At 55.2% G+C, this 24,765-nt stretch carries 24 protein-coding genes and 1 other RNA gene; 12 read left to right on the top strand and 13 right to left on the bottom strand.

Annotated features, from left to right (window positions below):
• Window positions 1-98 precede the first annotated feature (98 nt).
• The 3 genes from BLQ12_RS05530 (at window position 99) to BLQ12_RS05520 (ending at window position 4,322) form a co-directional block, all read left to right on the top strand.
• On the top strand, window positions 99-398 hold the full coding sequence (locus BLQ12_RS05530) for a hypothetical protein (protein ID WP_092209107.1): 300 nt from the start codon (window positions 99-101) through the stop codon (window positions 396-398).
• Window positions 399-953: 555 nt separating this feature from the next.
• The gene (locus tag BLQ12_RS05525) at window positions 954-3,104 is read left to right on the top strand and encodes a CHASE2 domain-containing protein (protein ID WP_092209105.1); all 2,151 of its coding nucleotides are present in this window, start codon (window positions 954-956) and stop codon (window positions 3,102-3,104) included.
• 15 nt (window positions 3,105-3,119) lie between these two features.
• Window positions 3,120-4,322: a M48 family metallopeptidase gene (locus tag BLQ12_RS05520; RefSeq protein ID WP_092209102.1), complete on the top strand. Its 1,203-nt coding sequence runs from the start codon at window positions 3,120-3,122 to the stop codon at window positions 4,320-4,322.
• 1,285 nt (window positions 4,323-5,607) lie between these two features.
• On the opposite strand, the gene BLQ12_RS05515 is transcribed toward BLQ12_RS05520, so the two are convergent.
• The 5 genes from BLQ12_RS05515 to uxx1 form a co-directional block, all read right to left on the bottom strand.
• A complete protein-coding gene (locus tag BLQ12_RS05515) occupies window positions 5,608-6,819 on the bottom strand; it encodes a diaminopimelate decarboxylase (RefSeq protein ID WP_092209099.1) in 1,212 nt (403 codons plus the stop codon).
• Window positions 6,812-7,312 (bottom strand): SET domain-containing protein-lysine N-methyltransferase, encoded by a 501-nt coding sequence (locus BLQ12_RS05510; RefSeq protein WP_092209097.1) that lies wholly within the window; start codon window positions 7,310-7,312, stop codon window positions 6,812-6,814. Before BLQ12_RS05510 ends, BLQ12_RS05515 begins: the two co-directional genes overlap by 8 nt.
• A gap of 53 nt (window positions 7,313-7,365) precedes the next feature.
• Window positions 7,366-8,499 carry a DNA-methyltransferase gene (locus tag BLQ12_RS05505; RefSeq protein WP_092209630.1) on the bottom strand — a complete coding sequence of 378 codons (1,134 nt, stop codon included), beginning with the start codon at window positions 8,497-8,499 and terminating at the stop codon, window positions 7,366-7,368.
• 396 nt (window positions 8,500-8,895) lie between these two features.
• Window positions 8,896-9,546: an LOG family protein gene (locus BLQ12_RS05500; RefSeq protein WP_092209095.1), complete on the bottom strand. Its 651-nt coding sequence runs from the start codon at window positions 9,544-9,546 to the stop codon at window positions 8,896-8,898.
• 139 nt (window positions 9,547-9,685) lie between these two features.
• Window positions 9,686-9,904: a UXX-star selenoprotein family 1 gene (uxx1, locus tag BLQ12_RS05495; RefSeq protein WP_092209093.1), complete on the bottom strand. Its 219-nt coding sequence runs from the start codon at window positions 9,902-9,904 to the stop codon at window positions 9,686-9,688.
• A gap of 131 nt (window positions 9,905-10,035) precedes the next feature.
• Between uxx1 and BLQ12_RS28150 the strand changes: the two genes are divergently transcribed.
• From BLQ12_RS28150 to ssrA, 4 genes are all read left to right on the top strand, one after another.
• A complete protein-coding gene (locus BLQ12_RS28150; RefSeq protein ID WP_092209628.1) occupies window positions 10,036-10,365 on the top strand; it encodes an HPr family phosphocarrier protein in 330 nt (109 codons plus the stop codon).
• A gap of 311 nt (window positions 10,366-10,676) precedes the next feature.
• On the top strand, window positions 10,677-12,446 hold the full coding sequence (gene ptsP, locus BLQ12_RS05485; protein WP_092209091.1) for a phosphoenolpyruvate--protein phosphotransferase: 1,770 nt from the start codon (window positions 10,677-10,679) through the stop codon (window positions 12,444-12,446).
• A 134-nt stretch (window positions 12,447-12,580) separates the two neighbouring features.
• Window positions 12,581-13,054, top strand: a complete 474-nt coding sequence (gene smpB, locus BLQ12_RS05480; protein WP_092209089.1) for an SsrA-binding protein SmpB — start codon at window positions 12,581-12,583, stop codon at window positions 13,052-13,054.
• A 162-nt stretch (window positions 13,055-13,216) separates the two neighbouring features.
• Window positions 13,217-13,617, top strand: a transfer-messenger RNA (tmRNA) gene (gene ssrA, locus BLQ12_RS05475).
• A 96-nt stretch (window positions 13,618-13,713) separates the two neighbouring features.
• Here the strand turns inward: ssrA and BLQ12_RS05470 are convergent.
• From BLQ12_RS05470 to BLQ12_RS05455, 4 genes are all read right to left on the bottom strand, one after another.
• Complete coding sequence (locus BLQ12_RS05470) at window positions 13,714-14,964, bottom strand: tyrosine-type recombinase/integrase (RefSeq protein ID WP_175469522.1); 1,251 nt, start codon at window positions 14,962-14,964, stop codon at window positions 13,714-13,716.
• 73 nt (window positions 14,965-15,037) lie between these two features.
• Complete coding sequence (locus BLQ12_RS05465; RefSeq protein WP_092209085.1) at window positions 15,038-15,310, bottom strand: hypothetical protein; 273 nt, start codon at window positions 15,308-15,310, stop codon at window positions 15,038-15,040.
• Between the two features lie 11 nt (window positions 15,311-15,321).
• The gene (locus tag BLQ12_RS05460; protein ID WP_092209083.1) at window positions 15,322-16,380 is read right to left on the bottom strand and encodes a ParB/RepB/Spo0J family partition protein; all 1,059 of its coding nucleotides are present in this window, start codon (window positions 16,378-16,380) and stop codon (window positions 15,322-15,324) included.
• Window positions 16,377-17,117: a ParA family protein gene (locus BLQ12_RS05455; protein ID WP_175469521.1), complete on the bottom strand. Its 741-nt coding sequence runs from the start codon at window positions 17,115-17,117 to the stop codon at window positions 16,377-16,379. Before BLQ12_RS05455 ends, BLQ12_RS05460 begins: the two co-directional genes overlap by 4 nt.
• 119 nt (window positions 17,118-17,236) lie before the next feature.
• On the opposite strand from BLQ12_RS05455, the gene BLQ12_RS26900 reads away from it, so the two are divergent.
• Window positions 17,237-17,494: a hypothetical protein gene (locus tag BLQ12_RS26900; RefSeq protein ID WP_139163865.1), complete on the top strand. Its 258-nt coding sequence runs from the start codon at window positions 17,237-17,239 to the stop codon at window positions 17,492-17,494.
• On the opposite strand, the gene BLQ12_RS05450 is transcribed toward BLQ12_RS26900, so the two are convergent.
• Together BLQ12_RS05450 and BLQ12_RS05445 are read right to left on the bottom strand one after the other, a co-directional pair.
• Window positions 17,451-18,065, bottom strand: coding sequence for a DUF5906 domain-containing protein (locus BLQ12_RS05450; RefSeq protein ID WP_092209078.1), 615 nt, complete (start codon window positions 18,063-18,065; stop codon window positions 17,451-17,453). The genes BLQ12_RS26900 and BLQ12_RS05450 overlap by 44 nt on opposite strands.
• A 53-nt stretch (window positions 18,066-18,118) precedes the next feature.
• Complete coding sequence (locus BLQ12_RS05445; RefSeq protein ID WP_092209076.1) at window positions 18,119-18,328, bottom strand: hypothetical protein; 210 nt, start codon at window positions 18,326-18,328, stop codon at window positions 18,119-18,121.
• Between the two features lie 737 nt (window positions 18,329-19,065).
• On the opposite strand from BLQ12_RS05445, the gene BLQ12_RS26895 reads away from it, so the two are divergent.
• Complete coding sequence (locus BLQ12_RS26895) at window positions 19,066-19,809, top strand: hypothetical protein (RefSeq protein WP_139163864.1); 744 nt, start codon at window positions 19,066-19,068, stop codon at window positions 19,807-19,809.
• 89 nt (window positions 19,810-19,898) lie between these two features.
• Here the strand turns inward: BLQ12_RS26895 and BLQ12_RS05430 are convergent, their stop codons facing one another.
• Together BLQ12_RS05430 and BLQ12_RS05425 are read right to left on the bottom strand one after the other, a co-directional pair.
• A complete protein-coding gene (locus tag BLQ12_RS05430) occupies window positions 19,899-20,444 on the bottom strand; it encodes a hypothetical protein (protein ID WP_092209070.1) in 546 nt (181 codons plus the stop codon).
• Window positions 20,444-20,968 (bottom strand): helix-turn-helix transcriptional regulator, encoded by a 525-nt coding sequence (locus BLQ12_RS05425; RefSeq protein WP_092209068.1) that lies wholly within the window; start codon window positions 20,966-20,968, stop codon window positions 20,444-20,446. The genes BLQ12_RS05430 and BLQ12_RS05425 overlap by 1 nt, the downstream gene beginning before the upstream one ends.
• Window positions 20,969-21,039: 71 nt before the next feature.
• Between BLQ12_RS05425 and BLQ12_RS26890 the strand changes: the two genes are divergently transcribed.
• The 3 genes from BLQ12_RS26890 (at window position 21,040) to BLQ12_RS05415 (ending at window position 24,368) form a co-directional block, all read left to right on the top strand.
• The gene (locus tag BLQ12_RS26890) at window positions 21,040-21,228 is read left to right on the top strand and encodes a helix-turn-helix transcriptional regulator (protein WP_139163863.1); all 189 of its coding nucleotides are present in this window, start codon (window positions 21,040-21,042) and stop codon (window positions 21,226-21,228) included.
• A 112-nt stretch (window positions 21,229-21,340) separates the two neighbouring features.
• Window positions 21,341-21,814: a hypothetical protein gene (locus BLQ12_RS05420; RefSeq protein WP_092209066.1), complete on the top strand. Its 474-nt coding sequence runs from the start codon at window positions 21,341-21,343 to the stop codon at window positions 21,812-21,814.
• A gap of 160 nt (window positions 21,815-21,974) precedes the next feature.
• Window positions 21,975-24,368 carry a phage/plasmid primase, P4 family gene (locus BLQ12_RS05415; protein WP_092209064.1) on the top strand — a complete coding sequence of 798 codons (2,394 nt, stop codon included), beginning with the start codon at window positions 21,975-21,977 and terminating at the stop codon, window positions 24,366-24,368.
• The last annotated feature ends 397 nt before the right edge of the window (window positions 24,369-24,765 follow it).

Here is a 24,765-nt window from a genome sequence, read left to right as displayed (position 1 = left end):
GGAGCAGGGACGCGGCCTCCTTGTGCCTTTGCAACCAGCCATGGAGCCAACCCCAAGGGATGCCGAACCCTGAAGTGAAGAGAGCCCAAGGAGGGACCGTGACACAGATCGAACTGGACGTGAGCCGACACTGCATCGCAAGTGAGGTGAAGAGGCTCCACAACCGCCGTATCTCCGATTATTTCAAGGGGCGCGGAGACAAAGATTTTCTAGAACCCGAGATCGCGCTTCTGGCCCGTGCCTTAGAAGAGCTGGACCTTCCCGCCCTCAGGGGCCGTCACCCGCGCCTTGCCGGCGGGGAAGCTGTGGCCGTGGTACTTTCAGGGGGCGAGGGCATGCCCCTGGCCCTCACCGTGGAAGGCGAACCCCTGGATCTTGAGGGGTTTGGTCGGGGGTAAGGGCTCAGGCACAACATAAATGCACACGTCACACATGAATGCCGCCGTGCTTTGACCCGCGGGACGAGGGGTAAAGCACGGCGACAACCAGCTTTCAAGGTGGGCCATCTTGTCGTCGGAGGCAGCCAAGTTAAAACTGCCTCCGGCGGCCCTGCCGGGGGCTAAACTTTTAAAAAGTTTAACAAACAGGCTTTAAAAAAATAGATTCAGGCCAATCAAAATCAAAGGCGAATGTGATTTTCCCTGAGGAACGAAGGGGAAAGCGCATTCGCAACTTGCTTTCAAGGTGGCACACCTTGCCGCCGGAGGCACCTTTTTTTGTCCGGCCCCTTATAAAAACACCTGTCAAAGGGGGTGCTCCGGGTTGTCGTCCCGGCGCGCCGGATATCAGCGGTTGTGACTCGGGTCACTGGTGAAAATCGGGATACGGGCTATACTTTAGTGTATGTACATGCCGGTGCCACTCGTCATTTCGGGCATGGGGTGCTTTCTGAAGGCGGGCCCATGGCATGGATGGTGAGGGGAATTCGGGATGGGTGTGGGTAAAGGAGGGGTATGGAGACGGTAAAGAACTGGCCGGCCATGGTGGCGGCCCTGGCCACGGCCTGCGTGGCAACCCTGGTGGTGGGGCTTTTTTCATTCTCACCCCTCTACCAGAACATGCGTCACGCAGCCTTTGACGCCGCCCTTCGCATGGTCACAGACGACGGGATGGCCGATGCCGATATCGTCATGGTGGCCATTGACGACGCCTCCATTCGGAATTTTTCCGAAGCGTACAACGTGAACTGGCCCTGGCCCCGTGAGTTTTACGGGCTGGTGGCCCGTTACCTGGCCGAAGCCGGTGCCCGCACCGTGGTCTTTGACATGCTTTTCACCGAAGGGGAAGTGGACCGACTGGATGTGGACGCCGAGACCTCGGAGCAGGCCTTTGCCCAGGCCATCGAAGAGACCGGCATCGTGGTGCTGGGCTCGGTGGTGTCCACAAACGGGGATGGCCGGTTGCCTGAAACCGAGGCCATGGTCTTTGAAAACAGCGAAAACCTCCAGCTGCCTGCGTATCACAGTATCACCCAGCCCATTGCCTCCCTGGGCGAGCATGCCGCAACGGGGGTGGTGAACTTTCTGTCCGACGACGACGGCACCGTGCGGCGCATGCCCCTGTTTTTTCGGGTGGGAGATCTCCTGTATCCCCAGCTTGCCTTTGCCGCTTACCTGTCGGTCACCGGAGACGAGGTGGTTCGCTATGACCCCCGGAAAAGGGAGCTGGTGACCCGGGATCGCACCTTTTCCCTGGACGCCGGTGGCAATCACACCGTGTTCTGGTACGGAAAAGGGGGCAGCGGCGGGGTGTATCGGTACGACAGCTTTTACGATACCCTGCGTTCAGCTGTTCAGGCCATGGGCGGGGAGACGCCGGTGATCCCCCCTGACGCGTACCGAGGAAAATCCGTGGTGGTATGCGCCACGGCCCCGGGCCTCACCGACCTGAAGACCACCCCCTTTACGGCCCTGGCGCCATATCCCGGCGGGGAGATCCAGGCCACGCTCCTGGACAATTATTTAAACGAGCACGGGATTCGCGGTTTGGGGTTCGGCTGGCTGGTGCTCTTCTCTTTTGCGGGCAGCTTCCTTGCGGCCGTGGCCTTTACTTCGCGCTCCTTTTCCGTTGCGGTTCTTACCAGCGGTGTGTTGCTGCTGGTCCCCCTGGGGGGCAGCTGGCTTCTTTTTCGGACAGGCGCCGTTGCCGCGGATTTTCTCTTTCCCATGGCTTCTCTGGGGCTCTCGGCATCCGGTGCCGCGGTTTATCGCATGGTCACGGAAGGGGCGGCAAGGCGCCAGATTCGAACGGTGTTTTCCCGCTACCTCCATGAAGACGTCATCAACCAGCTCATGAAGGACCCCGAAAAGGTCTCCTTAGACGGGGTGGAGTGCAACGGCACCGTTTTGTTTACCGATCTCCAGGGCTTTACCACTTTTTCCGAAGACAAGACGCCCAAGCAGCTTATCAAGGTGCTCAACGATTACTTTCAGGTGGTGACGGACATTGTGCTGGACCAGGGAGGGCTGCTGGACAAATACACCGGGGACGGGATCATGGCGGTGTTCGGGGCCCCGGTGGATCGCAAGGATCACGCCCGGGCCGCCTGCGAGGTGATCCTGGCCTTTCGTCGGGAAAAGGTGAACGAGATGATTCCCTCGGACCGGGGCAACATTCTCACCCGCATCGGCATCAGCAGCGGCCCGGTGGTGGTGGGGAACCTGGGCAGCACGCGGCGCATGGATTTTACCGCCATCGGGGACACCGTAAACCTTTCGGCCCGGTTGGAGGGCGTGAACAAGGCCTACGGCACCACCAACATGCTCTCGGAGCAGACCTGGGAGCAGGTGAAGGACGACTACTGTTTTCGGGAGCTCGACTGCATCCGGGTCAAAGGCAAGAACAAGCCCATCCGGGTCTTTACCCTGGTGGATCGCCTCGAAAATGTTTCGGCCCATGTGCTGGCGGTGGAGGAGGCGTTCAAAGAGGCCCTCTCCTTCTACCGACTGAAACAGTGGGACGATGCCATCGCCCGTTTTGAGGCGGTGCTGGCCCTTGCCCCCGGGGACAATCCCAGCGTCGCTTACATCGAGCGATGCCGGCTTCTCAAGCATACCCCCGAGCTGGTGGACGGGGACGGGGTGTTTACATTTAAGACCAAGTAAGGTCATGGAGGGACCATGAAAACGATTCAATGCATCACGGTGATGCTGGTGCTGCTGTTTTGCGGCGCGGCCTTTGCCGAAACCATCCAGGTGTCGTCTGCCTCCCTGCGGCAGAAGCCCGGCTCGTTCTATCCGGTGGTGAAGACCCTGAGCAAAGGGGACGAGGTAACGGTCCTTAAAACCCGGGGCATGTGGCGTCAGGCCAGGACCCCGGGCGGTGTCTCCGGCTGGCTGTCGGAAAACGCCTTCAAAGCCCAGGGCCGCTCCATTGATTACGGTCTCATGGCCCAGGACACCTCAGGGCGGCGCATGGCAACGGTCATGGTCACCGCCGCGGTGAAGGGCTTTTTTGAAAACACGGTGCGCACCGGCAACCTGAACCAGGCCCTTTTTGAGGCCCCCTTTGTGCGCTACGTGACCCCCGAGGGGTACGGGGCCTTTAAGCGGGAGACCTTCAGCGGGCGTCGTTCCCACGGGTATTTTCTTTCGAAAACCGCCGTGGCTTCTAAGGGACCCTTTTTTATCAGCGAGCAGATGGTGGCGGTGAGCGCCTACATCACGGGGCGTCTCACCGCACCGGGGCTGGTGAATGACAAGTCCCTTGTGGCCTACGTGAACAACGTGGCCCAGCTGGTGGTGGAGAGCTCGGAATTCTACGATTTTCCCATCAGTGTCCATGTGGTGGACACCGAAGCGATCTTTGCCAACGCCACACCCATGGGGGTGATCCTTGTATCCAAAGGGATGCTCCGCACCATCCGGAGTGAAAATGAGCTGGCCTGCCTTCTGGCCCACGAGCTCTCCCACGTGACCCTTCATCACGGTGCCATCGAAACCGAGGCGAGAAAATCCAAGATCCACGCCGAAGACGCCTTTGCGGAAATGGACGATGAACTTGGGAAAGACGAGGTGGAGCAGGAACTGGACGATCTGGCCGCGGACATGTATGAACACGCCATCCGGGGCAGGAAAGAGGTCTACGAAATGGAGGCCGACGCCCGGGGGATCGTCTATGCCAAACGCGCCGGCTACGACCCTTCCGGCATGGCCACCCTTCTCACCCGCCTCAGGCGGATCCAGGCCGATGTGCCCTGGGACGAAGAGCCCTCCCACTGGCTCCCCAATTCCATGGGCCGCAGAATCAAGGCCCTGCCCAGGAAAGCGCCCTCAGGGGACTACGTCAACTTCGGAAGCCGGTACAACCGGATGGTGCGTTAAAAGAATGCTTTCTGTGGTTTAAGTGGGCAGGGAAAACCTGCCTCCGGCGGCAAGGTGGGGGCACCTTGAAACCCTGTGGCGAATGCATGGAGGCAGCCCTTCTGCAAACGTTCTCGGAGCATTCGCGTGATGTGTGACATGTGGCAACCGGCTTGGCAGGAGAGGCCCATTTCATTCTTCTGGAAACACCATGAAGGGCATTTGGGATTCGCTTGACGTTAACCGGAAATGCCCCCCTCTGGACCCTAAGTCCGTGAACGGCGTTGCCCTCAGACTATTTGAATACATTGGGCCGTGGTTGATCCCTTGGATCATCCACGGCCCGTTTTGTTTTAGCCCGGATATTTCATGAGAAAACGGACAACCCACAATAATATAGACTTATTACAAATGTTTATTTCAATAAAAACTATACATTTCAAAAATACAAAATGTAATCCACGGTTATCTGCTCGATATTCTCACCCTTCGGGCGAGCCGAGTGCACCCATCTTCTGCGTTATCAGATCCTTGAGGTAAACCACTACATCTGCAGCTCTGATGCCTTGAATATGGGTGCACTCGATTCGTGAAATATCCGGGTTAGGGGGCATGAGCGAAGCGAATTCATTGAACGAAGAACCAGGCACCATGGTTGAGCGGCCACCGGCTTCGTTTTTTGGGCGTCTTTGGTGCCATTGCGTGGTGTTGGTTCTGGTGCGTGGAACGCACCCGACGGTATCCGGTGCCTCCAATGCAATGGGAGATGCCCTCAGCCTCGTTGCTCAAACGCTTTGGATATGGCAAGGCGGCACGCCGAGCGACACCCTGTAGGGTGCACTCCGTGCACCATGGTTGAATGGCCACCGGCTTCGTCTTTTGGCGGGGTTAGGCCTTTATGATTCGTTTTGAATGACGTTTGGGCGGTGACCTTCAAAAATAACCGAGAAAGATTGACTGAAATGGAGCGCCGCACTCTAGTGCGGCTTTTTAGGCCGTCGTTACCCGTGCCGCACAGGAGTGCGGCGCTCCAGGGGACAAGGGGGTCCGGGGGGGAATATAAATACGCCGATGGGCCAAGCGATGATCAAGGCCGATGTTGACCTCGAAGCCGACTTGGTTTCCTCTCTCCCAGGCTCCGCCTCGGAGCGAGGAGATACTCATATAGTGACTGATGTTGATGGCGGGCGGAACCCGCTGTGAACGCCATTGCGATTTGCCCTGAGGAACGAAGGGCGAAGCGCAATGGCAACCAGCTTTCGAGGCGGCTCACCTCGCCGCCGGAGGCTCGTTTTTTACAACGTCCTTAAAAAAGCAATACCTCGCGGAACTGGCCGCGCATGCAGTGGTTGGAGCTCATGGCGGAGGCGTAGGCCCCGGCGTTGATCAGGGCCAGGGTGTCTTCCTCTTCCACGGGAGGCAGGGGAAGCCCTTCGGCGAAGACGTCCAGGGCTTCGTTGATGTTGCCCGCCACGGTGACGGGAAGGTCGGGGCCCTTTCGGAGGCGGGTGACCACCGGTTCGAAGGGGAGGCTGTAGAAGGCGGGTTCCACGGCGATGTTGAATCCGCCGTCCACACCGATGTAGCGGGTGGACCGACGTGTTTCCACGGTGTTGGCCGTGAGGAGGAGCAGGCCTGCATCTTTGACGACGTAATCTCCGGGTTCCACCTCGATGGTGAGGCCGGACTTCCCGAAGACCCGTTTGATGACGGCTGCCCATGCCTTCAGGTCCAGGGGCGTGTCGTCTTTTGTATGGGGGACGCCGAGGCCGCCGCCCAGGTTGATGGCCCTGAGGCCCGGGATCTTTTCGGCAAAGGTTTTGGCTTCGGCAAGGATCTGTTCCCACACGGGCAGCTGGTCGTTTAAGTACCCGCAGCCGGTGTGAAGATGAAGGGTGGTGACGGCGAGTTTGTGTCTGGCCGCGGTGTCCAGGGCCTCGTCGAACTGCTCCTTGTAGATGCCGAATTTGGTGGTGGCCTCACCGCTGTAGTGGAGCAGCTCGTTGTCTCCGTAGCCCACGCCCATGGCGGGGTTGATGCGCAGGCCGATGTCGCGACCCTTGGCCCGTGGGCCCAGGCGGCGCAGGGTGCTGACGGCATCGCAGTTCAGGTGCAGGTTTTTGAATCGGGCCAGGGTGTCCAGGTCGCTGTTGGAGACGGCCGTGGCCGTGTAGGAGATATCGGACTCCTTAAAGCCGCAGCCCATGGCGTGCATCACCTCTTCGGGGGAGCAGGCGTCGATACCGCAGAGGGATTCCCCTGCCATGAGGGTGAGGATCGGGGCGAACCGGTTGGCCTTCATGGCGTAGTGGAGTCGGTACGGGCGCCCGGTTGTCTCAAGGGCCTCCCGGATGCTGGCCAGGTTGTCCCGGATGCGGTCGGCGCTGTAGAGGAAGGTGGGGGTTCCGAAGCGGCGGGCCAGGGATTGCACCTTTTCTCCGGCAAATCGGAGATGCCCCTTGTCGTAGCGGAGCCGGTCGCGTTCCCACCAGAAGGGGGCGTGTTCGGAATCAGGCATGGGCGTATGCTTTCTGGCACGTAGCCTGGCGTTTCAAGCCGCTCAGGTAGGCGTTACCCTCTTCGCTTAAGGTTTCCAACTTTCCTGTGATCCATTTGCGGCAGTTGTCGGCCTCACAGAGACAGGGGAACTGCCTGTAGAGGACATCCTCCGTGGAGGTGTAATCCATGGTGAGGGCCTCGCCTTCGGTGATGTCCTTTAAGGCCCACATGGTGAGGGTTTTCATGTCCAGGGCCACGTTGGGATCGCAGGCGTGCAGAAGGTAACCCACAAAGTGGGGGTCGTGAAGGTGCTTGGTGGGGCTGATTTGAAGGGTGTGAAGCCGTACCTCATCCAACACCTCGCCGGTGAAGCGGGCCATCATCTCCCCTTTTTTAAAGGCCCGTCTGGTGAACAGGCCGAAGCCTTTTTTGTCACCGTCGGTGGAGACGAAAAAATCCTCCCGCGTGGGGTATCCTTTGGGTTGGTCTGTGGTATCGGGGTATATATCCATGAATCCTCCTGAAAACTCGGTCAGGGGTGCAAGCCTGTTTTCATCGTTAAGTTTTAGGTAAACAGTGCCATCTGACTGGCCTTTGTCTTTTTTGGTGCGTCATCTGTCTCGGTGAGCGGTGTGGGCTTCGGAGCGTCCTGACCCGGCACATAGGGGGCGTGCTCAGCGCAAAATCCTGTCCCATCCTTTGCCACGGAGACGGCAACCGTCAGGGTCATCTCTTTCTCCTGGGCAGTGACCACAGGCAATCCCCAGGCCCCGTGGGTGTGTTTGATCGTTTTTCCGGCCGCCAGCCTCTCCTTTACAAAACGCACATGGTCTTCATACCGGGAGTGTGCGATGAGGCGTGACAGGGCCGGAGCGCCCTTGGCCCTTTGGTCGAACAGCGGTGAAAACCCGCTGTCGATTTCATAGGAGACGCTGTGTCGACCGGTGGCAAGGGCCGCCTGCATGGTTGTCCCTGTTCCTGAAAAGGGGTCCAGCACGGTGTCTCCCATGGCGGAATACATGAGAATGAGACGCAAAGGAAGCTCCAGGGGGTAGGCAGCGCTTCTCTGCCTTAAAGCCTTGTCGCCGATTTCCTGACGCACGCCGGAAACATCGCTCCATGTGTCCGAATACCATCTGTTTCGCTCTTCCCAAAACATGGCCGAGGCCTTTCGCAGCTCCTTTTCCGGGCCGTTTTTAAAGACCCGTTTGCCGCCCTTTCGGAAGAGCAGGATGTATTCATGTTCCTGGGTGACATATGCACCTGCAGGAAGCATGCCGGAACCCATGAATTTGTTGGGTGCGGTGCTCACCTTGCGCCAGAGGATCTCGGGCAGGGGGGTGAACCCGCGTTTGAGCATGGCCATGGTGATGCGGGAATGGTTGGGGTAGATGGCAAACTCTCCGCCGATGGTGCGGGTGGCATCGCCCATGTTGATGGCAACGAATCCGCCTCTTCTCACCACCCGGGCAAGCTCATCCCAGACCTTGTCCAGAATGCCGTGCATGGCCTCAAAGGCCTCCATGCCGCGTCCCATTTCAAGGGCCGTTGCAATGGCCGGATCCGCTTTCGAGAGGGCCTCGTCCCACATGGCGATCATGGGGTACGGGGGGGAGGTGACCACCAGGTCGACGCTGTCGTCCCGGGTCTCTTCCATGGCCGTGGCGTTTTGAACATGGAGGGTGTGCGTGGATTTCATGGTGCTGTATTGCCTTTGTTTCAAGCCCGTGGGGCATGGGATCTGTGGGGTTTTTGGGGGCACGGGGAGATGGATGCGCCTGGGGCCGATCATGTGTCGGTCCTTTTTCCGGTCTTGGGCGGCCTTTAATCCGTACCCCTGGTCTCTTTTGGGGACTGTTTGTGTCTCTTGTCGGGTGCGAGGTGTTTCATGTGTCTCATAAACAGAGGTACCTGTATCAGGTTGCCGCCTTTGCCGCAACGCCTGACCAAGGAAGGGGATAGTCCATGGGCGCCTCCGGAGGGCGCCCATGGACGGTTGGGCCTGTTGCGCGTGCACCCATAAAGGCCATGGGCCCATGGGAGGCCGCCTGTGGGTGCTGCTGCGTTTATGAGGGGGGCGGAAAGAGCCCCTTGATCAATCCTTCTTGCTTGCCTTGACGAATTCCACGATCTCTTCGGGGTCGTCGGTGAGCTTGATGATGTCGAGGTCTCCTTCGCTGATGGTTCCCGCTTCCAGCATGCGGGCCTTGATCCAGTCGATGAGCCCGCCCCAGTATTCGGTGCCGAACAGGACCAGGGGCAGGGGCATGACGCGCTGGGTCTGGATGAGGGTAACCGCCTCGAAGAGTTCGTCCATGGTACCGAAACCGCCGGGCATGATCACATAGGCGGATGCGTATTTAACGAACATCACTTTTCGGATGAAAAAGTAGTTGAATTCAACATTTATGTTGGAGTAGGGGTTGGGCTTCTGCTCAAAGGGCAGGTTGATGTTGAGTCCCACGGATTTTCCGCCTGCCTCGGTGGCGCCGCGGTTGGCCGCTTCCATGATGCCCCCGCCGCCGCCGGTGATGACGTTGAACCCGTTTTCCACCATGAGGGCCGCAATTTCACGCGCTTTTTCGTAGTAGGGCGTCCCCGGCTTGGTGCGGGCCGACCCGAAGATGCTCACGGCAGGCCCCAGGTCGTGGAGTCTGTCCACCCCTTCCACAAATTCGCCGATGATGCGGAACAGTCTCCAGGATTCTTCAAGTTTGAACTCTTCGATCACGTACTGATGCTTCATGGTATAACTCCTCATGTGGTGTAACGCAGCGTCCGCTCAACAAGGCATTCCTGAATAGGGTGCCGGGCCGTGGGCCCTTGGTTGACGTGCAGACAGGCGATGGGGGTTCCGGCAACCTGCCGGGGTCGTGTCAGACCCGTCAGGTTTTTCCCTGCCAGCCCACGGAGACCTCTCCGTCGGCGACAATGACCGGAATTTTTCGTCCGCCCCCTGAAATGGAGAGCATTTTGTCCATCATCTCCTCGGATTTCAGGACGTCGATATAGACCACCTCGTCGCCCTTTTCTCTCAGGGCGTCGACAGCGGCCCGTGTAAAGGGGCATTTGTCTTTTCCGTATATGGTGACCGACTGTTTCATGGGACCAGCCTCCTGTGGTCTAAAGGCGCATTCAGCGAATATGCGGGTAATCACAACCCCTTGGGATTGTTTTTAATCTGAAATAATATCAGCGTTTTCAGATTGACACAAGGGGATGCTGTGTGCTAATAATGTCCGGTATTTTCGTTGGGCCGGGAGACCGGACTGTTACGCATCAATTCCTGAAGGTAAGTCATATCAAAGCAATTTCAAGAAAAACAACGGTAAAAAGTGAATTGGGCATTCATGCCCGGCCTGCTGCCATGATTGCCAAGGCCGCAGCCGAGGCCGTGGGAGAGGTGTGGTTGGTCCGTGATGGCGAAAAGGCCGACGCCACAAGCATCATCGACATCCTGACCCTGGGCTGTGCCCGCGGCGTCGAGGTGGAGATCGAAGTGGAAGACGCGTCTGACAGGTCTGTCCTTGATCGAATTTTCGAACTCATCGAAACCGATGAGTGATTCCCCGCCCCGGCCGTTCCGGCCCGGGGGAGATACGCATCAGGCGTGGTCCGCGGTGATACACTATTCTAAAATCTAACGCATAACGTTCCCGTCGAAGGGGCCTTGAAACAATCTGTCGTTTTCCGCTTATGTTGGCGGCCGGCATGTTGTATAACACCATCAGGCTTGTTCGATTCTTGCAAGGCCCGGGGCCGACCCACGGTGCGCGGGCGATACACCAGGAGCCGTAAGGCTCGGTTAATACGCGTGAACCGGCACCATGACGCGTGCGCGGTCACGATAAATAAAAGAAGAGCAGATCTTTACCCATGGTAGACAAAGGTTCAGATACAGTATTAAAGGGCATCAGCGGATCACCGGGGATCTGCATCGGACAGGCATATCTCGTGGATCGGGAAGGCGTGGACGTTGTGGAGAAGTACACCGTCCTTCCCGAGAGCATCCGAGAAGAGGTGAATCGATTCAAAACGGCGGTGAAAAAGTCCGAGGACGAGCTGATCGAAGTGATTGAAGAGCTCCCCGAAGAGCTTCACCATCACCTGACGATCCTGGAATCCCACCTTGCCCTGTTTAAGGACAAGATGCTTTACGAGCGGGCCATCAACGCCATCCGGGAGGAGGCCATCAACGCGGAGTGGGCCTTGAAAAAGGTCGCCGCCAGGGCCAAGGCGATGTTTCAGGACATTGCCGACCCCTACCTCCAGGGGCGGGTGGATGACATTGTCCAGGTCTCCGACCGCATCATGATGAACCTTGTGGGGGCCGATGCCGTCAATATCGGCAACATCGACAAGCGCGTGGTTCTCGTGGCCAAGGACCTGACCCCGGCGGACACCAGCCGTATCCAGCTGGAGCGCGTCAAGGGCTTCGTCACCGATCGCGGAGGAAAAACCTCCCATACCAGCATCATCGCACGGACACTGGAGCTTCCTTCCGTCATGGGCCTGGGCAACGTATCGGCCCTGATCAAGAATGACGACATCATCATCGTGGACGGCAACGACGGGCTGGTCATTATCGACCCCTCGGACGAGACCCTCCTTGAGTACGAAGAAAAGAAGCAGCGTTACGAGACGCGCCGGGCCAACATCAAGCGCCGGAGCAAGATTCCCGCCACCACCGTGGACGGGGTCACCATCAAGCTCATGGGCAACATTGAGCTGGCCGAGGAGATCGTCTCGGTGATGGATTACGGCGGCGAGGGCATCGGCCTGTTCCGAACCGAATTTCAGTACCTGAGCCGTTCCCACTTCCCCACGGAAGAGGAACTCTACGAGCAGTATCGAGAGGTGGCAGAGCTTATTTTTCCCGAGCCCGTGGTTATCCGGACCCTGGATATCAACGGCGACAAGGCCCTGGCCTACGCCCGGGAGAACGACGAAGAGAATCCGGCCTTGGGGCTTCGGGCCATCCGTTTCTGCCTCCAGCGTCCCGACGTTTTCATGACCCAGCTCCGTGGCATCCTGCGGGCGGCGGCATTCGGCAACGTGCGGGTAATGTTCCCCATGATCTCCGGTGTGGAAGAGGTTCTCGAAGCCAAAAAGATGCTCAAGGAAGCGGCCGCACAGCTTGAGGCGGAAGGGATTCCCTACAGCGAGAATTTTGAGATCGGTATCATGATCGAGGTTCCCTCGGCCGTGGTGATGGCTGAGCGTCTTGCCGATGAGGTGGATTTTTTCAGCATCGGTACCAATGACCTCACGCAATACACCCTGGCCATCGACCGCGGCAACCGTAAGGTGGCCCATCTCTACAACTCCCTTCACCCCGCGGTCCTGCGCTTGATCAAGCAGGTGGTGGAGGTGGGCAAGAAGCACGACGTGAAGGTGTGTATCTGCGGCGAGATGGCCTCGGAGCCCGCCAATATGCCTGTGCTTTTGGGGCTGGAGCTTGACGAACTTTCCATGACCCCCCAGTCCCTGCCTGTGGTCAAAGAGATGATCCGGGGCCTCAGTTTCTCCGAGTCCCGGAAGTTTGCCGACAGGGTTCTGGACGAAACAACCGTCGGCGGGGTGGCGACCATGATGGATGCCTTTGTCTACCCCGAAGAGAACGAGAACGGAACCGCCTCGGCGTAATGCCTCCGGCTGCCAATGCGGCCGGGTGAACCGAGTATGGAAAACCGGTGCCGCCGTGCGGTCACCGGTTTTTTTCGACCGCATGGCCAAGGGCGATGCGGGATCAGCCACTGTGAGTGGGCAAGGATAACGATATGGCAGAAAAGAGTACCCGAACCATCGCCAACAACAAAAAGGCACGGTTCAACTATGAAATCACCGACCAGTACGAGGCCGGCCTGGTGCTGGTGGGCTCGGAGGTAAAATCCCTGCGGGACGGGGCTGTGAACCTGAAAGAAGCCTATTGCAAGATAGCTCAAAATGGAGAGCTTTTTGTTTACCAGATGAGCATCTCCCAGTACCCCTTCTCCTTTCATTCCAACCACGACCCCTTGCGTCCGAGAAAGCTTTTGCTGAACAAAAAAGAGATCCGAAAGATCTCTGACATGATGAATATCAAAGGGTGCTCCCTGATCCCCTTGAGCCTTTATATCAAAGGGAACCGCATCAAGATGAAGGTGGGGGTCGGTCGCGGCAAGAAGCTCTACGACAAGCGCCAGACCATGAAAGAGCGGGACGCCAAGCTTGAGGTGAACCGCATGAACAAGCAGAAGGATTATTCGGATTAACCGCTCGGGTCGCAACCATCCCACGGTTTCGGTGGCCCGGATGACAATCGGATCGCCCATGGCCATTGACAGGCCGGTCCGGATGCATTACTTTACGATTGGTTTGAGCCACCCACCTCGTTTCGGCTCAGGCAGGTCACATCTCTTGTGAAGCCAATTTATGGGGGCGTCCTGGGTTCGACTGGGATATGAGAGCTGTTTGACTGCACTCCGAGGATGATCGTTGGCCTCGTAAATAATCGATCAAAACATAATTGCTGACGACTACGCATATGCGGTAGCTGCTTAATTGCAGTGAACCCGCAACACTGTCTCCCACGGGAGGCACGTCACCTGGCTTTCTCACTTAGGGTCAACGTGGCGCAACTTTAATGTGATAGGGACCGGAAGCCTGGTATTCCACCACCTGGCGGCGTCCGGAACTGAAATTAATGTCATAAGGGGACGATCGGAGGACCGAGCCAGCAGGTAAAATCCGACCGTATTGATATGCTGACTATGAGTGTAGAGGTCTTACGGGGAATTATTTCAGGACGCGGGTTCGATTCCCGCCGCCTCCACCAGTTATAAAGCCTGTTAAATCAGGTGGTTAAGATAGTCTAAAAGCACCGTTTTTAAGCAATGTGGCGTAAAATGTGGAAGTTTTACGAGGGCCACGCTTAAGAGAGGTGCTTTTTTGCGTACATGTCTTCGAATTTCCCACCGTCATCCTTCCTCAGCGCCGGTATAAACCGGGCATACACCGTGTAAACCATCGTGAGATCTGAGTGGCCCAAGGTTTTGGCCACCCATCCGGGCTGTTCCCCTGCTGCCAGGGCCCAGGAGGCGAAGGTGTGCCGTATCTCGTACATCCGGCGGTGGGCCATGTCTGCGCGCTGTTCGGCCCTCTCCCAAAGCTGGCGCATCTTGTCCTGGTTGATTGGCCTGCCTGCCATGTTGAGGAACACATACTCACTCTTTAAGTGGGCGGTGAGCTTCTTCTGGCGCTCCAGGATCTCCCTCATGGCCGGGCGAAGCTCGATGCTTCGGCGGCTGCTCTCCGTCTTCAGGTCTTCCTTTTCAAGCCCCTTCACCCGGCTCAGCTCGACCTCCATGTAGGTGTCGCCGATGGCCGACCATTTCAGGGCCACCTGTTCCGATGGCCGGAGGCCCGTGGTGACGGCAAACTCAAAATAGGGCTTGTACCAGGAACGGATAAAACCCATCAGCTCCTGCCACTCGTCCAGGGTAAAGGGGTTCACCCTGGATTTTTTCCGCTTGGGCATCTTCAAAGCGATGAACGGATCCGGCATGGCCCATTCATACTCTGCAAAGGCATCGGCCGTGATGGCCCGGAGCGGGATGAAGACGTTGTTCAAGGTGCTGGCCGCAAGCGGCTTACCGTATCGGTTTTGCATGCCGGTGAGATGCGCCAGGAACCGCTTCATGGTCATGATCTTGAACTCTGCAAAGGGCATCTCCCCGAAGTAGGGCAGGAGATAGAAGTCTGCAATCTTCTGATAGTCGCGGATCTTTCCCACGGTCATGCCCGGCTTCATCTCCTTCATCCACTTCTCAAAGTAGCTGCCGAAGGTGATCTCCTCGGGCGTTGTGTTCAGCGTGCGCCCTTCCAGAAGGGTGAAGTGGTCCCTTTTCTTGCTGTACGGAAAGGTGTAGGCGAACTCGAACTCCCCTCCCTCAATCTCCACATGGATCTTGTCCAGGAAGAGTCTCAGCTTCTTGCGGTTCTCTTTGGTGTCGGCAAGCCCGGAGGGCTCCCTCACCCGTTCGTTTTTGTAAAAGAAATAGACGTAGAGTTTCCCGCCTCGTTCGTAGACGGACCCTTTCTTGTTCTGATTCAGCTTGTCCCGCTTCCAGTCCTTTTTCTTCTGGTTGGGGAAGTCGATCAAAACGGCTTCGTTTCCTGTCATGTTGTATCCTTTCGTGCCACCTCCTTTCATCTGTATCAGCAAGACGATACAACACGGGGAAGGGCGATGCCAATTACATATTGATGAGGCAGCCTTCAGGCCTGGGAATGTTTTTGGTCCGTTTCTTGGGCGGTTCAGGTTTCGCATGAAGGCGCGCCTTGATCGCAGGCCAGTAAAAGAGCAGCACTCCGGATATGCGGATGACTTCCACGCCCTGCTCAAATTTGCCGTCGCAGTTCCAGTTCAGGATGGTCTTGTGACTTATCCGAAACACCTCGGCCAGCTCTTCTGCCGTCAGGTAATCTCTCTTCAGCTCTGCAACCAGTTTTTCGTTGATTCGCGCCATCACGCTCTCCCTTAATCTCTCACGCACATGGGATCCCGGAGCAGTTCCTCCAGGGCCTCGTTCATCGCTTTCTTTGTTTTATGCTTGCTCACCAGCTTCCAGCCGCCGGTGTGGCTGAGTTCTTTGATCGCCTTGTCGTAGTCCAGCGTCCTGAAGATCCGAAAGCCAGCATTAAGGAGCTTGACCCGGCAGGAGCCGGTGAGGTTCAGGGGCTCTTCGGGTCCGGCCTCCTGGTTCATCATGGACAGCGCCATGTTCGGGAGCCGTTCAAGCTCCGTCTTCAGGTCCCGAAGGGCCAGGACCAGGGCCGCGGATTCATCCGGTTGGCATTCGGTCAGGTTCACCTTTCGGATTTCGTCCGTCAGCTTCTCCACCCGGGCGGTGGCCCCGGCTGCTTTGGATTTCTTCGCCTTGGGTGGCTTCGGTTCATCCGTCTCGTTTGTTCTGATGCCCGTGGCCTGATTGAATGCCGCCTCCATGGCCTCCGGAGTCTCCATCCGGGAAATGGCGATGAGTGCCCGTTTTGAGATGTCTACGCGTAGACATTTTTCCCGGATCGTCTCCGGCAGCTTGTTCAGGCCCAGGGTTTCGGTGATGTTGTTGCGGGACTTGCCCACAACCCGGGCCAGGTCCTGGTGGGTGTATCGGAACTCCTTCTGCATCCGGGCGTAGGCTTCGGCCTCTTCCATGGGCGTGAGGTCCTGCCGGAACATGTTTTCGATGAGGCCGATTTCAGCAGGGCTCCCCGTGGTGACGTAGCAGGGCACCGTGGCCTTGCCTGCCATCTTGGACGCCCTCCATCGCCTCTCACCGCCCCCGATGAAATATTGGTCCTTTTCAACGAAAATGCATAAGGGGGTGATGACGCCCTGGTGCCGGATCGACTCGGCCAGGGCCTCCATCTCCTCCTGATTGAACACCTGCCGGGGCTGGTACGGGTTCGGCTTCAGGGCACCCACCGGAACGTTGAGGAAGCTGCCCTGGGGCAGAAGCTCATGGGATGAGGTGCCGGTCTCTCCGCCGAACCCGGCGGCGATCTTCACCTTTTTGTTGGCTCCGAGCTTTTTCATAAGGCCAGGTACTCCTCGGTGAGGGCGGCATAGTCTTCGGCCCCGATCCCCCTGGGCGCGAATTGAAAAATGCTCTGCTCCTCGATGGCCGCCTGGAGCAGGGGCTCCGTTTTACGGATCTTTGTCCGGAGCATGATCTCCCGGTATTGGGACAATTCGCCTTCTGCCCATTCATTGGTGCGGGTGGTGGTGCTGCGGTACATGGTGACAAACAGGCGCACGGTCTTTCCGGCAAGGCCGATTTCGGCGATCTTGTTATGGATGTTGGCGATCCCGCCGATGGAAAAGCTTCCGTAGTCGCAGGGGATCAACACATGGGTGGCCGCCACCAGGGCGTTGATGGTGAGAAGCCCCAGGGAAGGGGAGCAGTCCAGGAGCACGTGGTCATAGTCCAGTCCCTGGAGTGCCTTGGCCAGCCGGGACTCGGAGAACAGCTCCGGGATCAACAGATCTTCGGCACGCTTCAACGTCTCGTCCGCCGGGAGCAGATCCACACAGCCGCCCAGGACATCCTTCACCACCGCTTCGGGGATCCCCGCCTCCTGGTGGAGTACATGGCTTGTTGTGTAGGCACAGCCCGAAGCAAACACTCCGGCGGCGCTGGTGAGGTTTGCCTGGGGATCCAGATCCACAAGGAGAACCCGTTTTCCTGCCTGTGCGAGCCCGGCGGCCAGGTTGATGGCGGTGGTGGTTTTGCCCACGCCTCCTTTTTGGTTTGCGATGCAGGTTATGTTCATTTGCGTCTTGGCCTCATATATAGGGATGCTTACTTTTTCTTGCATCGTTATGACTGAGAATATAGGCTGACTCGTTAATGAGTCAGTGGATTGAATTATCAATATAAAAGGGAAACCAAATGTTGTCTTTTGAGGAACATCAAGAGTTAGGTTCAGACCTTCAAGACGTCTACAACCTTTTAGTAAAATCAAGCACTACCCTGAGCCGTAAGTACCCGAAAAGCAGCGAACAGGCCAAAATGGCGACTGAAGCAAATGAGCTTGTTTTAAAGATACGTTCGCTTATGGATAATGTTGCTTTCAAAGAGTATCCCCAAAAAGAAAAAGAAGTTGTTAATCGGCTTTATTTCCCTGGGAAAAGCAATCCTGATCAATAAGCCGTTTCAAACCTTCGTAAGCCCAGTCCCTGATCGCGTCGATCTCTTTCAGGAGTTCATGGAAAAGGTCTCGGGCCGGGCTTGCCGGGCGATATCCAAAGTCTATGGTAAGGCAGCGACGGTTTTCTACGCTTAGTGTGCTGGTTTCAAGGACCAGCTTGCAGGTAGGTGAAAAGTGAAAGCTGTCTCCATGCATCACGCTGGCAGTCACAAATTCGCCGGTAACGATACATTTGAAGTAGGCGTCATCCAACTCATCAGGACTTCCCAGTGTGGACGTGTTCAGCCATTTGTCTTTCAGCTCCGCTCGAAGAAATTCATTTTTAAAACCTGAATTTGCAACGTAGGATGTCTTTTCTGTTCCCACCATCTCCCTGAGAATTTTGACAAAAACTGTTTTTCCCCAACCCTTCCCGGAAAGAACCAGAGCCTTCCCCCAGCAGGATTGCGGCGCAAGGCATGAGCCTGCAAACTCTTGGAGCTGTTTTACGGCTTCGTCGTTTCCATTTGTCACTTCATTTAAAAAGTTGATCCATGCCGGGCAATTGTACTCTGTTGTCGTCTGTTTCATTTATTCACCTTATTGGTTGATATGTGTTGAAAAGTAGGTAATGCGATCAGCCGTTATTTATCGTTGTTTGATTCGGATATTTTGGGTTGTTCCACATGGCTTAACGATTCAATGGGGACACTCTTGGCCTTCCCCACCAGCCAGACGAGTTTGCGTATCCCGCCCATGTTGGCGATGGCTCTAATTGTGTATTCGTTCCCGTCGTGGGGGCCTCCGACGGTGGGGTGGTAATGGACTTTTTGGTTTATTCTGTAATCAGGCATTGTTCTCTGATCCTTATGTTTAGATTGGTTGTTTTTGTATTTGTTGTAGATGGTTTAGAGAGCCTTTTTCGATTAAGACGCTGATTAAAACAACAATCAATTTCAAAGCAATCATGGAGCATCTTGCTCTATATGTCAATATGATTAACGTAGTGGCTCTATGTGTGTTCTATGGAGGGGTGTTTTTTTTGTGTTTGATAAGTGCACAAAATTTCCAAATAACATTGAAATCTGTACCGCACAGATCCAATCGCATTATCGTCAGAGTTTTTTAAAAGAGAGCTGTTTCGGCTCTAAGGTGGGGTTAGGTCCGAGTGGTAGTTTTTGGCGTGGATAATTATGATTTTTAGGTTGCTGCGTTTCGGTAGTAATAAAGTGGGGCTTGATAACTTGGTTGATATGTTTTAATAGGGTGATTTATGTTGGTCTGTGTGTTTGGGGGAATAGTGCATTATTTTAAACGTTTGTACTTTTTCCAAATGCGTGGTAGTTGCTTTTAAAATTACTATTATTGGATGACAGGAAATATAGATGAGCATTGTGGGGGAGCATGAAAAATAAATTATTGTTTTCTTTTTTAGTGCTGTTTTATATTGCACTTTTGTCTCTAATTATCGGGAGGGTATACCATACCGTCTCCGCATACGATTTGGTGAAATTAGTCGCTCTGTTAGGTGTTTTGTTCGCGTCTTTGACATATCTGGTTATTGCTCAATTCAAAAAAAGGCGAGGTGAAAATGAGTGATAGATTTGCGCGAAAATATATTTTTATACTTGTCTCTGCGCTTTCTATTGCAGGTTGTAAAGCTAATGACGTGTCCCATCAAGAATTGCCAACGTGGGGCACTATGCCTGTGCCGATGACAACGCCCTTCAGAACTTCAAATATCTCAGCGCATACGTATGAATATATATATTCATATGATGACGTTTCTGGAGGCTATGGGGCATATACGTACGTTTTGCTTGGATGTGAAGGGGGCGACCAAGAGGCAGGTATGTTGTATGAAGCTCTGATCAAACAAATTGAAGAGTGCTCTTCCGAGAAAAGTGAGCTTGATCATCTCCAAAAAAATAAACTGAATATTTTTTTAATTCCCAAAAGGGAAGGTGTGTTAGGTGATGTAGAAGTTAACTATAAACTTTCAAAGAAAATTTTAACCTCGTTTGCAGTCCATTCATCGGGGGAGTTTTCAGAGCCAGGTCCGTACTTAATAACTACTTCAAAAAAGATTAGCGAATACAATAATGACGAGGAGATTGGTCTATTCTATGTCGATCTAACAGGGATGAATATTAAGGCGATTAATGAAATAGTTAGTGTGTATAAACACAAGCTAATTGATAATGATATAAATAGTGTTGAAAAGTTGGAATCATTCAAAATATCAATTTTAAACTTAGCTTTAGATATTGAAGATAGTATCGGTTTCGCTAAAGTCGCCTATGCCAATTTTCGAAAAATTTTCGATTCAAATTGAGGGCTTGGTCAATAATATCAATGCCACGTCGCTGTGTCGGCCGCTTGGAGTGTGGTGAGTCCTGTATATTTGATTTTGGGTATAAATGTTCAAACAAAGCGATGTGTTTTTTTAGGGTATGGTTTGTTTGACTTTATTAACGCATTATAAATCCTTAACCGTGCCGAACAAACAGTTTCAAGGTTAACCCCTGTAATGTCTCCGTAACAATTATTTCTGCAATTGCTGTATACTTCTTCGAGGTTGAGGCACCCATTGGCCTTCATTCGATACAGATCTGGTGTCGGAGCCCAAAAGAGAAAGCCGATGATCCCTGCATCTTTTTCTTTTGCGCTGTTGCTCAGGTAGTTTGCATGAAGGGGGGCTGCGTCGTTCATGACGTGACCAAGGCTGAAGTGTCCGAGTTCATGGCCAATTCCCAAGATTAAATCGATGTCAGGTTGGTGGGGGTTGTATAGGATGATGTTATCGGCTTTGTAACGGAGTGCACAGGCATTGAGGACCGAGTTGTCTTCAAGTACAATGATGTTGTGCTTCCCGGCCAGTTGAATTAGGTCATTTTTTGAAAACGGCTTTCGGTTGAACCCTTGCCACTTTTTTTCTAAATCAAAAATTGCATTGTAAACCAAACTCACTAAAAACCCCGTTTTGCTAATTGCGCCTTGATATTCTTTTCCATCTCTTCGAAAAAACTACAAGCTTCGTTATAAAACCCTTCCTCTGTAAGTTCTCCTTTTAAAAATTTTGCTATCAGTTCGGGTTTTTCATTGCTGTCTCGACCTCCGTGGAAAGACATGAAACCCGTGATATTGTGTTTTTCAGCGGCGATTCGTGCAATGGCCCAGGCTCGCTCTTCAAGGGGAAGCATCATCACTTCATTGTATTTGGGAAAAGGCTCATTGGGTTCCTGGGGGGCTCCAAGGTTGAGCATTTTTTCATAGGTGAGTCCGAAAATCTTGGCGATCTCCTCCTGGAGATCCAGTGAGGCTCTTCTTCGGCCCTTCACAATATCGTTAATGTGTTTGGTCGATTTTCCCGTCACCCGAGCGATTCTGGCTTGGGATCCTCTGCCTTCCTTATTTAGCAGCTCGATAAAGATCTGGAGCCATTTGTCGTAGATTGAAGTTTTCATAAAAAGCAATGTAGCAACATGCTCCATTTTTTCAATCTCCCGAATTGTTCTATCTATGAGTTGACAATATAGAACATATTGCTCTATAAGATTTGTCTATGAAACAATATATCCTCGCACAAAAGATAGGGGTGGTTCCCAAGCATCTGAGCGATATTAAGAATGGTCGCAGGAGAGTAACGCCCTCACTTGCATTGAAAATCGAGCAAGTAACCGGGATTGATCGGCGCAAATGGTTGTGGCCGGATGAGTTTGGTTGCCCCTGGGAAGAGCTTAAAAAAATATGATGTGTCGTTATGACGCTTCATCTTTTGAGCCCAGCCTAGGGCCGCAGCATAGCCACTTTATAGAACCGAGTGCGCCATGTGGATACAGAAAAGCTAATGGGAGGTTTTGGGAATGGTTTTAGGTGACACGGAGCGTGATGAGATCACCAACGAAGCCAATGCAGCGGTGAAGCACCGGTGCTTGAAGTCGGAGGTGGTCAAGCGGATCGCTGAGCGGATGTCTCTTTCGGAGGCGACCATTTACGACTACCTGGCAGGCCGCATCAAGATGAACCTTCGCCTTTTAAAGGCGGTGGTGGCGGTGACGGAAGATCCGTTTTTGATGAGGTATCTGGAGCCGGAAGGCATGAGCCTGGTCACGAAGGAGGATGTCTTCTGTCCCACGGACAACTGGGACAAGGAGTCCTTTGACGTGGTGTCGGCTATTTCGACGCTTCGGGAGAAGGCCCAGGAGTTGATGACCAACGGGAAGCCCACCAAGAATGCCCAGCTTGAACTGCTGGCAAGTTTTAAGCAGTGCCGCAGGGAGCTGGACGAGCTGGAGGCGCTGATTTTGGGGAGGGTAAGCAAGGAGAAGGCCGCTTGACTGAGAAGCGGTGGATTTCATTTGAACAAGAGGCAAAAGAAAAGGCCCCGACAGCTGGCACTGTCGAGGCCCTAAAAACTGAAATAAACCAAGAAATATGTAACACACGATTTTACTCTGAACAAGAGAAAAGTTGTGTTGTTGGAAAGGCTTAATTGATATGGGTATCGCCCTGGATAAGTTGACCGAAGCCCAAAGGGCCGACATTGCAAAATCGCTGTTCTGTGTGGACGAAAAAGCATCAACCGAGGCGGAACTTCGGGGCCTGTGCCCCATTCATGAGGAGACGAATCCCTCCTTCAGTTACAATGTGAAAAAAGACGTTTACCATTGCCTTGGGTGTCAGGCAAGCGGCGACCTGGTGAAGCTGTACAGCCTGTGCCGTGGCCTGGACGCCAAGGATGGTTTTAAGGCCTTTTTGAATGAATACGGCATTGAGACCGACCGCAACGCGTCTGCCGGATCCCCGACGCCCCATCAATCCAAACCCCAGCCAAAAGTTAAAATTAGGGTAGAGCCCGAAGTGGACGCCCTTGATTACACCACCATGCGGGAAGCCTGGGCCAAGTTTCCGCCCCTTCCCGATTCCTGGGTGGAGCGCCTGGCCCAGACCCGTATGTGGACCCGGGAGGCCATCGAGGCCCTGGGCCTTCGCATGCAGACCCACCGGCAGGACAGCAAGACGGGGGAGCTGGTTCCCATCAAGAACCCGGACTGGCGGAAGATCGCTTTCCCCATCCATGAAGACGGGGAGCTGGTGAACATCATCCTCTACAAGCCCGGGGCGACCGAATACAAGATGGTCTCCTGGGCCAAGGGCTTCGGCCAGACCCGGCTGTTTCCCCCGGCCCCCCTTAAGGAAGGGCCCGTCCTCTACGTGGAGGGCATCACCGACGTGGTGTGCGCGCTCTCCATGGGTTTCAACCCCATTGCCAACACCACCAAACCGAAGAGGTGGGCGCAGGCTCACCTGAACCAGCTCCTGGACCGGGACATCATCGTGGCCCGGGACTGCGACCAGCCGGGCATGACCTACGGGGACGTCTCCTGTCAAAACCTCTACACCGTGAGCCGGAGCCTGAAGCTCATCAACTGGCCCGGTTTCATGGGGCGGCGCGACGACGGCCAGTGGCCGGAGAAGCACGGGGAGGACCTCACCGACTTTTTTGCCAAGCACGGCCAGACTCCCGATGACCTGCAAAACCTCATCGACCATGCCGAGCCCTACATCATGAAGGACTCCGGGGAGATCTCCTGCGCCCGGGAGTTCTTTTCCTATGGGGTAGGGGATCGGCTCTCCTTCAAGCCCAGGCTCCTGGCCGAGCGGATCCTCCAGGACCTTTCGCTCCTGAACGACCCGGAGACTGGCCTTCTGTACAAGTGGGCCAAGACCCACTGGGTGGTCTTCAAAGAGGACCACGTCAAGAAGCGGTGCATCAAGCTGCTCGGGGAGGAGTCCAAGGCCAACCGGGTGAGCGATGCGGCCCTTCAGGCGCGGATGCTCAGCACCATTCCCCACGGCAGGGCGGTGAACGACCAGGACGACTGGGTGTGCCTTGAAAGCAGCATGCTTAATTTAGAAACCCTTAAAACACGCCCTCACCACGTAAGCTTTTATAGTACATGCTGCCTCCCCATCGACTATGACGGCCACACCAAGGCCCAGCCGGAGCGGTGGTTTCAATTTCTGGAGGAGACGATCCAGACTCCGGCGGTCATCGACCAGCTCCAGGAGTTCTTCGGGTATTGCCTGACGCGGGACACCCGTTACGCCAAGGCGCTTTTTCTCTTTGGGCCGGGGGCGGACGGTAAGTCCACGGTGATCAAGATCCTGCGGCACATGGTGGGCCTTCAGAACTGCTCCTCCATCGGCTTTGCAGACCTTGAGGACCAGTTCCTTCGGTCCAGCCTCTACAACAAGCTGCTGAACATCAGCACGGAGGTAGGGGCCAAGGCCCTGGACAGCCCCTTTTTCAAGGCCATCGTCACCGGGGATCCCATCACGGCGGCCTTCAAGCACCAGGACGCCTTTGACTTTACGCCCTATTGCAAACTGATCTTCGCGGCCAACAAGAAACCCCGCGTCCTGGACAACTCGGACGGCTTCTTCAGGCGCGTGTTGCCCATCCAGTTCAAGCGGCAATTCCTGGGCAAAGACGCCGACACACAGCTTGAAGAGAAGCTGCTGGAGGAACTCTCCGAGATCTTCGCATGGTCCCTTGAGGGCCTCCATTGCCTGCGCAAGCAGGGGGGCTTCTCCCACAGCAAGGAAACCGATGATCTCCTCATGGAGTACAAGTTCAGCAACAACCCGATCCTGAGCTATGCCGAGGACCGGTGCGACGTGGGAAAGACCGCAGGATACACCGCCAAGGATGTCCTGTTCAGGGATTACAACGAGTGGGCCAGGGGCCGTAATTTTGCCCCCATGAGCTACGACAACTTCTTTCGGGAGCTGTACCTGGCGATTGATTGCCTGGCCCAGTATCGGGCCCGTGAGGGGCAGAAGAGGGTGCAGTGCGTCAAGAACATCAGCCTGAAGATTATCTCCTGATGTCCCCCGCCCCCTTGAGTCCGGAAGGGCCGCCGATTCCCCGAGAAAATGGTCAGGGGTTGGTCAGGGGGTGGTCAGGGGGTGGTCAGCCCTGACCGCAAGACCCCTGACCAGATATCACCAATGAAGTCGGGCTGATAGGTGGGGTGGTCAGCCCGGTCAACCCTAAACACAACCTATTGCGTATGCATGCGTTAAGAGGCCCCTTAAAAAAGTTTTTGTTTTCTAAAAAAAAGGGCTGACCTCCCTGACCAAATAAAAGAATTCAGGGGCTTAACCCCTGACCGCCCCGCCTGACCGGGGGTGACCGGGTTGACCGGTGAGGGAAGGGGGGCCGGAGAGGCCCAAGCGGCTTGGGTCCTTCTCAGGCTTTGCCCCATGCGGGTACGAATGAGCG

The sequence above is a fragment of the Desulfoluna spongiiphila genome, assembly GCF_900101345.1.
GTDB lineage: Bacteria > Desulfobacterota > Desulfobacteria > Desulfobacterales > Desulfolunaceae > Desulfoluna > Desulfoluna spongiiphila.
Note: the sequence above shows the minus strand (reverse complement) of the source record. Positions and strands in the feature narration are given on the sequence as shown.

What these genes read in the sequence shown, in the direction of transcription:
- BLQ12_RS05525 (WP_092209105.1), top strand. Translation starts at nt 954, where the DNA reads ATGGAGACGGTAAAGAACTGGCCGGCCATGGTGGCGGCCCTGGCCACG.
- BLQ12_RS05520 (WP_092209102.1), top strand. Translation starts at nt 3,120, where the DNA reads ATGAAAACGATTCAATGCATCACGGTGATGCTGGTGCTGCTGTTTTGC.
- BLQ12_RS05515 (WP_092209099.1), bottom strand. Translation starts at nt 6,819, where the DNA reads ATGCCTGATTCCGAACACGCCCCCTTCTGGTGGGAACGCGACCGGCTC.
- BLQ12_RS05510 (WP_092209097.1), bottom strand. Translation starts at nt 7,312, where the DNA reads ATGGATATATACCCCGATACCACAGACCAACCCAAAGGATACCCCACG.
- BLQ12_RS05505 (WP_092209630.1), bottom strand. Translation starts at nt 8,499, where the DNA reads ATGAAATCCACGCACACCCTCCATGTTCAAAACGCCACGGCCATGGAA.
- BLQ12_RS05500 (WP_092209095.1), bottom strand. Translation starts at nt 9,546, where the DNA reads ATGAAGCATCAGTACGTGATCGAAGAGTTCAAACTTGAAGAATCCTGG.
- uxx1 (WP_092209093.1), bottom strand. Translation starts at nt 9,904, where the DNA reads ATGAAACAGTCGGTCACCATATACGGAAAAGACAAATGCCCCTTTACA.
- BLQ12_RS28150 (WP_092209628.1), top strand. Translation starts at nt 10,036, where the DNA reads ATGTCCGGTATTTTCGTTGGGCCGGGAGACCGGACTGTTACGCATCAA.
- ptsP (WP_092209091.1), top strand. Translation starts at nt 10,677, where the DNA reads ATGGTAGACAAAGGTTCAGATACAGTATTAAAGGGCATCAGCGGATCA.
- smpB (WP_092209089.1), top strand. Translation starts at nt 12,581, where the DNA reads ATGGCAGAAAAGAGTACCCGAACCATCGCCAACAACAAAAAGGCACGG.
- BLQ12_RS05470 (WP_175469522.1), bottom strand. Translation starts at nt 14,964, where the DNA reads ATGACAGGAAACGAAGCCGTTTTGATCGACTTCCCCAACCAGAAGAAA.
- BLQ12_RS05465 (WP_092209085.1), bottom strand. Translation starts at nt 15,310, where the DNA reads ATGGCGCGAATCAACGAAAAACTGGTTGCAGAGCTGAAGAGAGATTAC.
- BLQ12_RS05460 (WP_092209083.1), bottom strand. Translation starts at nt 16,380, where the DNA reads ATGAAAAAGCTCGGAGCCAACAAAAAGGTGAAGATCGCCGCCGGGTTC.
- BLQ12_RS05455 (WP_175469521.1), bottom strand. Translation starts at nt 17,117, where the DNA reads ATGAACATAACCTGCATCGCAAACCAAAAAGGAGGCGTGGGCAAAACC.
- BLQ12_RS26900 (WP_139163865.1), top strand. Translation starts at nt 17,237, where the DNA reads ATGTTGTCTTTTGAGGAACATCAAGAGTTAGGTTCAGACCTTCAAGAC.
- BLQ12_RS05450 (WP_092209078.1), bottom strand. Translation starts at nt 18,065, where the DNA reads ATGAAACAGACGACAACAGAGTACAATTGCCCGGCATGGATCAACTTT.
- BLQ12_RS05445 (WP_092209076.1), bottom strand. Translation starts at nt 18,328, where the DNA reads ATGCCTGATTACAGAATAAACCAAAAAGTCCATTACCACCCCACCGTC.
- BLQ12_RS26895 (WP_139163864.1), top strand. Translation starts at nt 19,066, where the DNA reads ATGAGTGATAGATTTGCGCGAAAATATATTTTTATACTTGTCTCTGCG.
- BLQ12_RS05425 (WP_092209068.1), bottom strand. Translation starts at nt 20,968, where the DNA reads ATGGAGCATGTTGCTACATTGCTTTTTATGAAAACTTCAATCTACGAC.
- BLQ12_RS26890 (WP_139163863.1), top strand. Translation starts at nt 21,040, where the DNA reads ATGAAACAATATATCCTCGCACAAAAGATAGGGGTGGTTCCCAAGCAT.
- BLQ12_RS05420 (WP_092209066.1), top strand. Translation starts at nt 21,341, where the DNA reads ATGGTTTTAGGTGACACGGAGCGTGATGAGATCACCAACGAAGCCAAT.
- BLQ12_RS05415 (WP_092209064.1), top strand. Translation starts at nt 21,975, where the DNA reads ATGGGTATCGCCCTGGATAAGTTGACCGAAGCCCAAAGGGCCGACATT.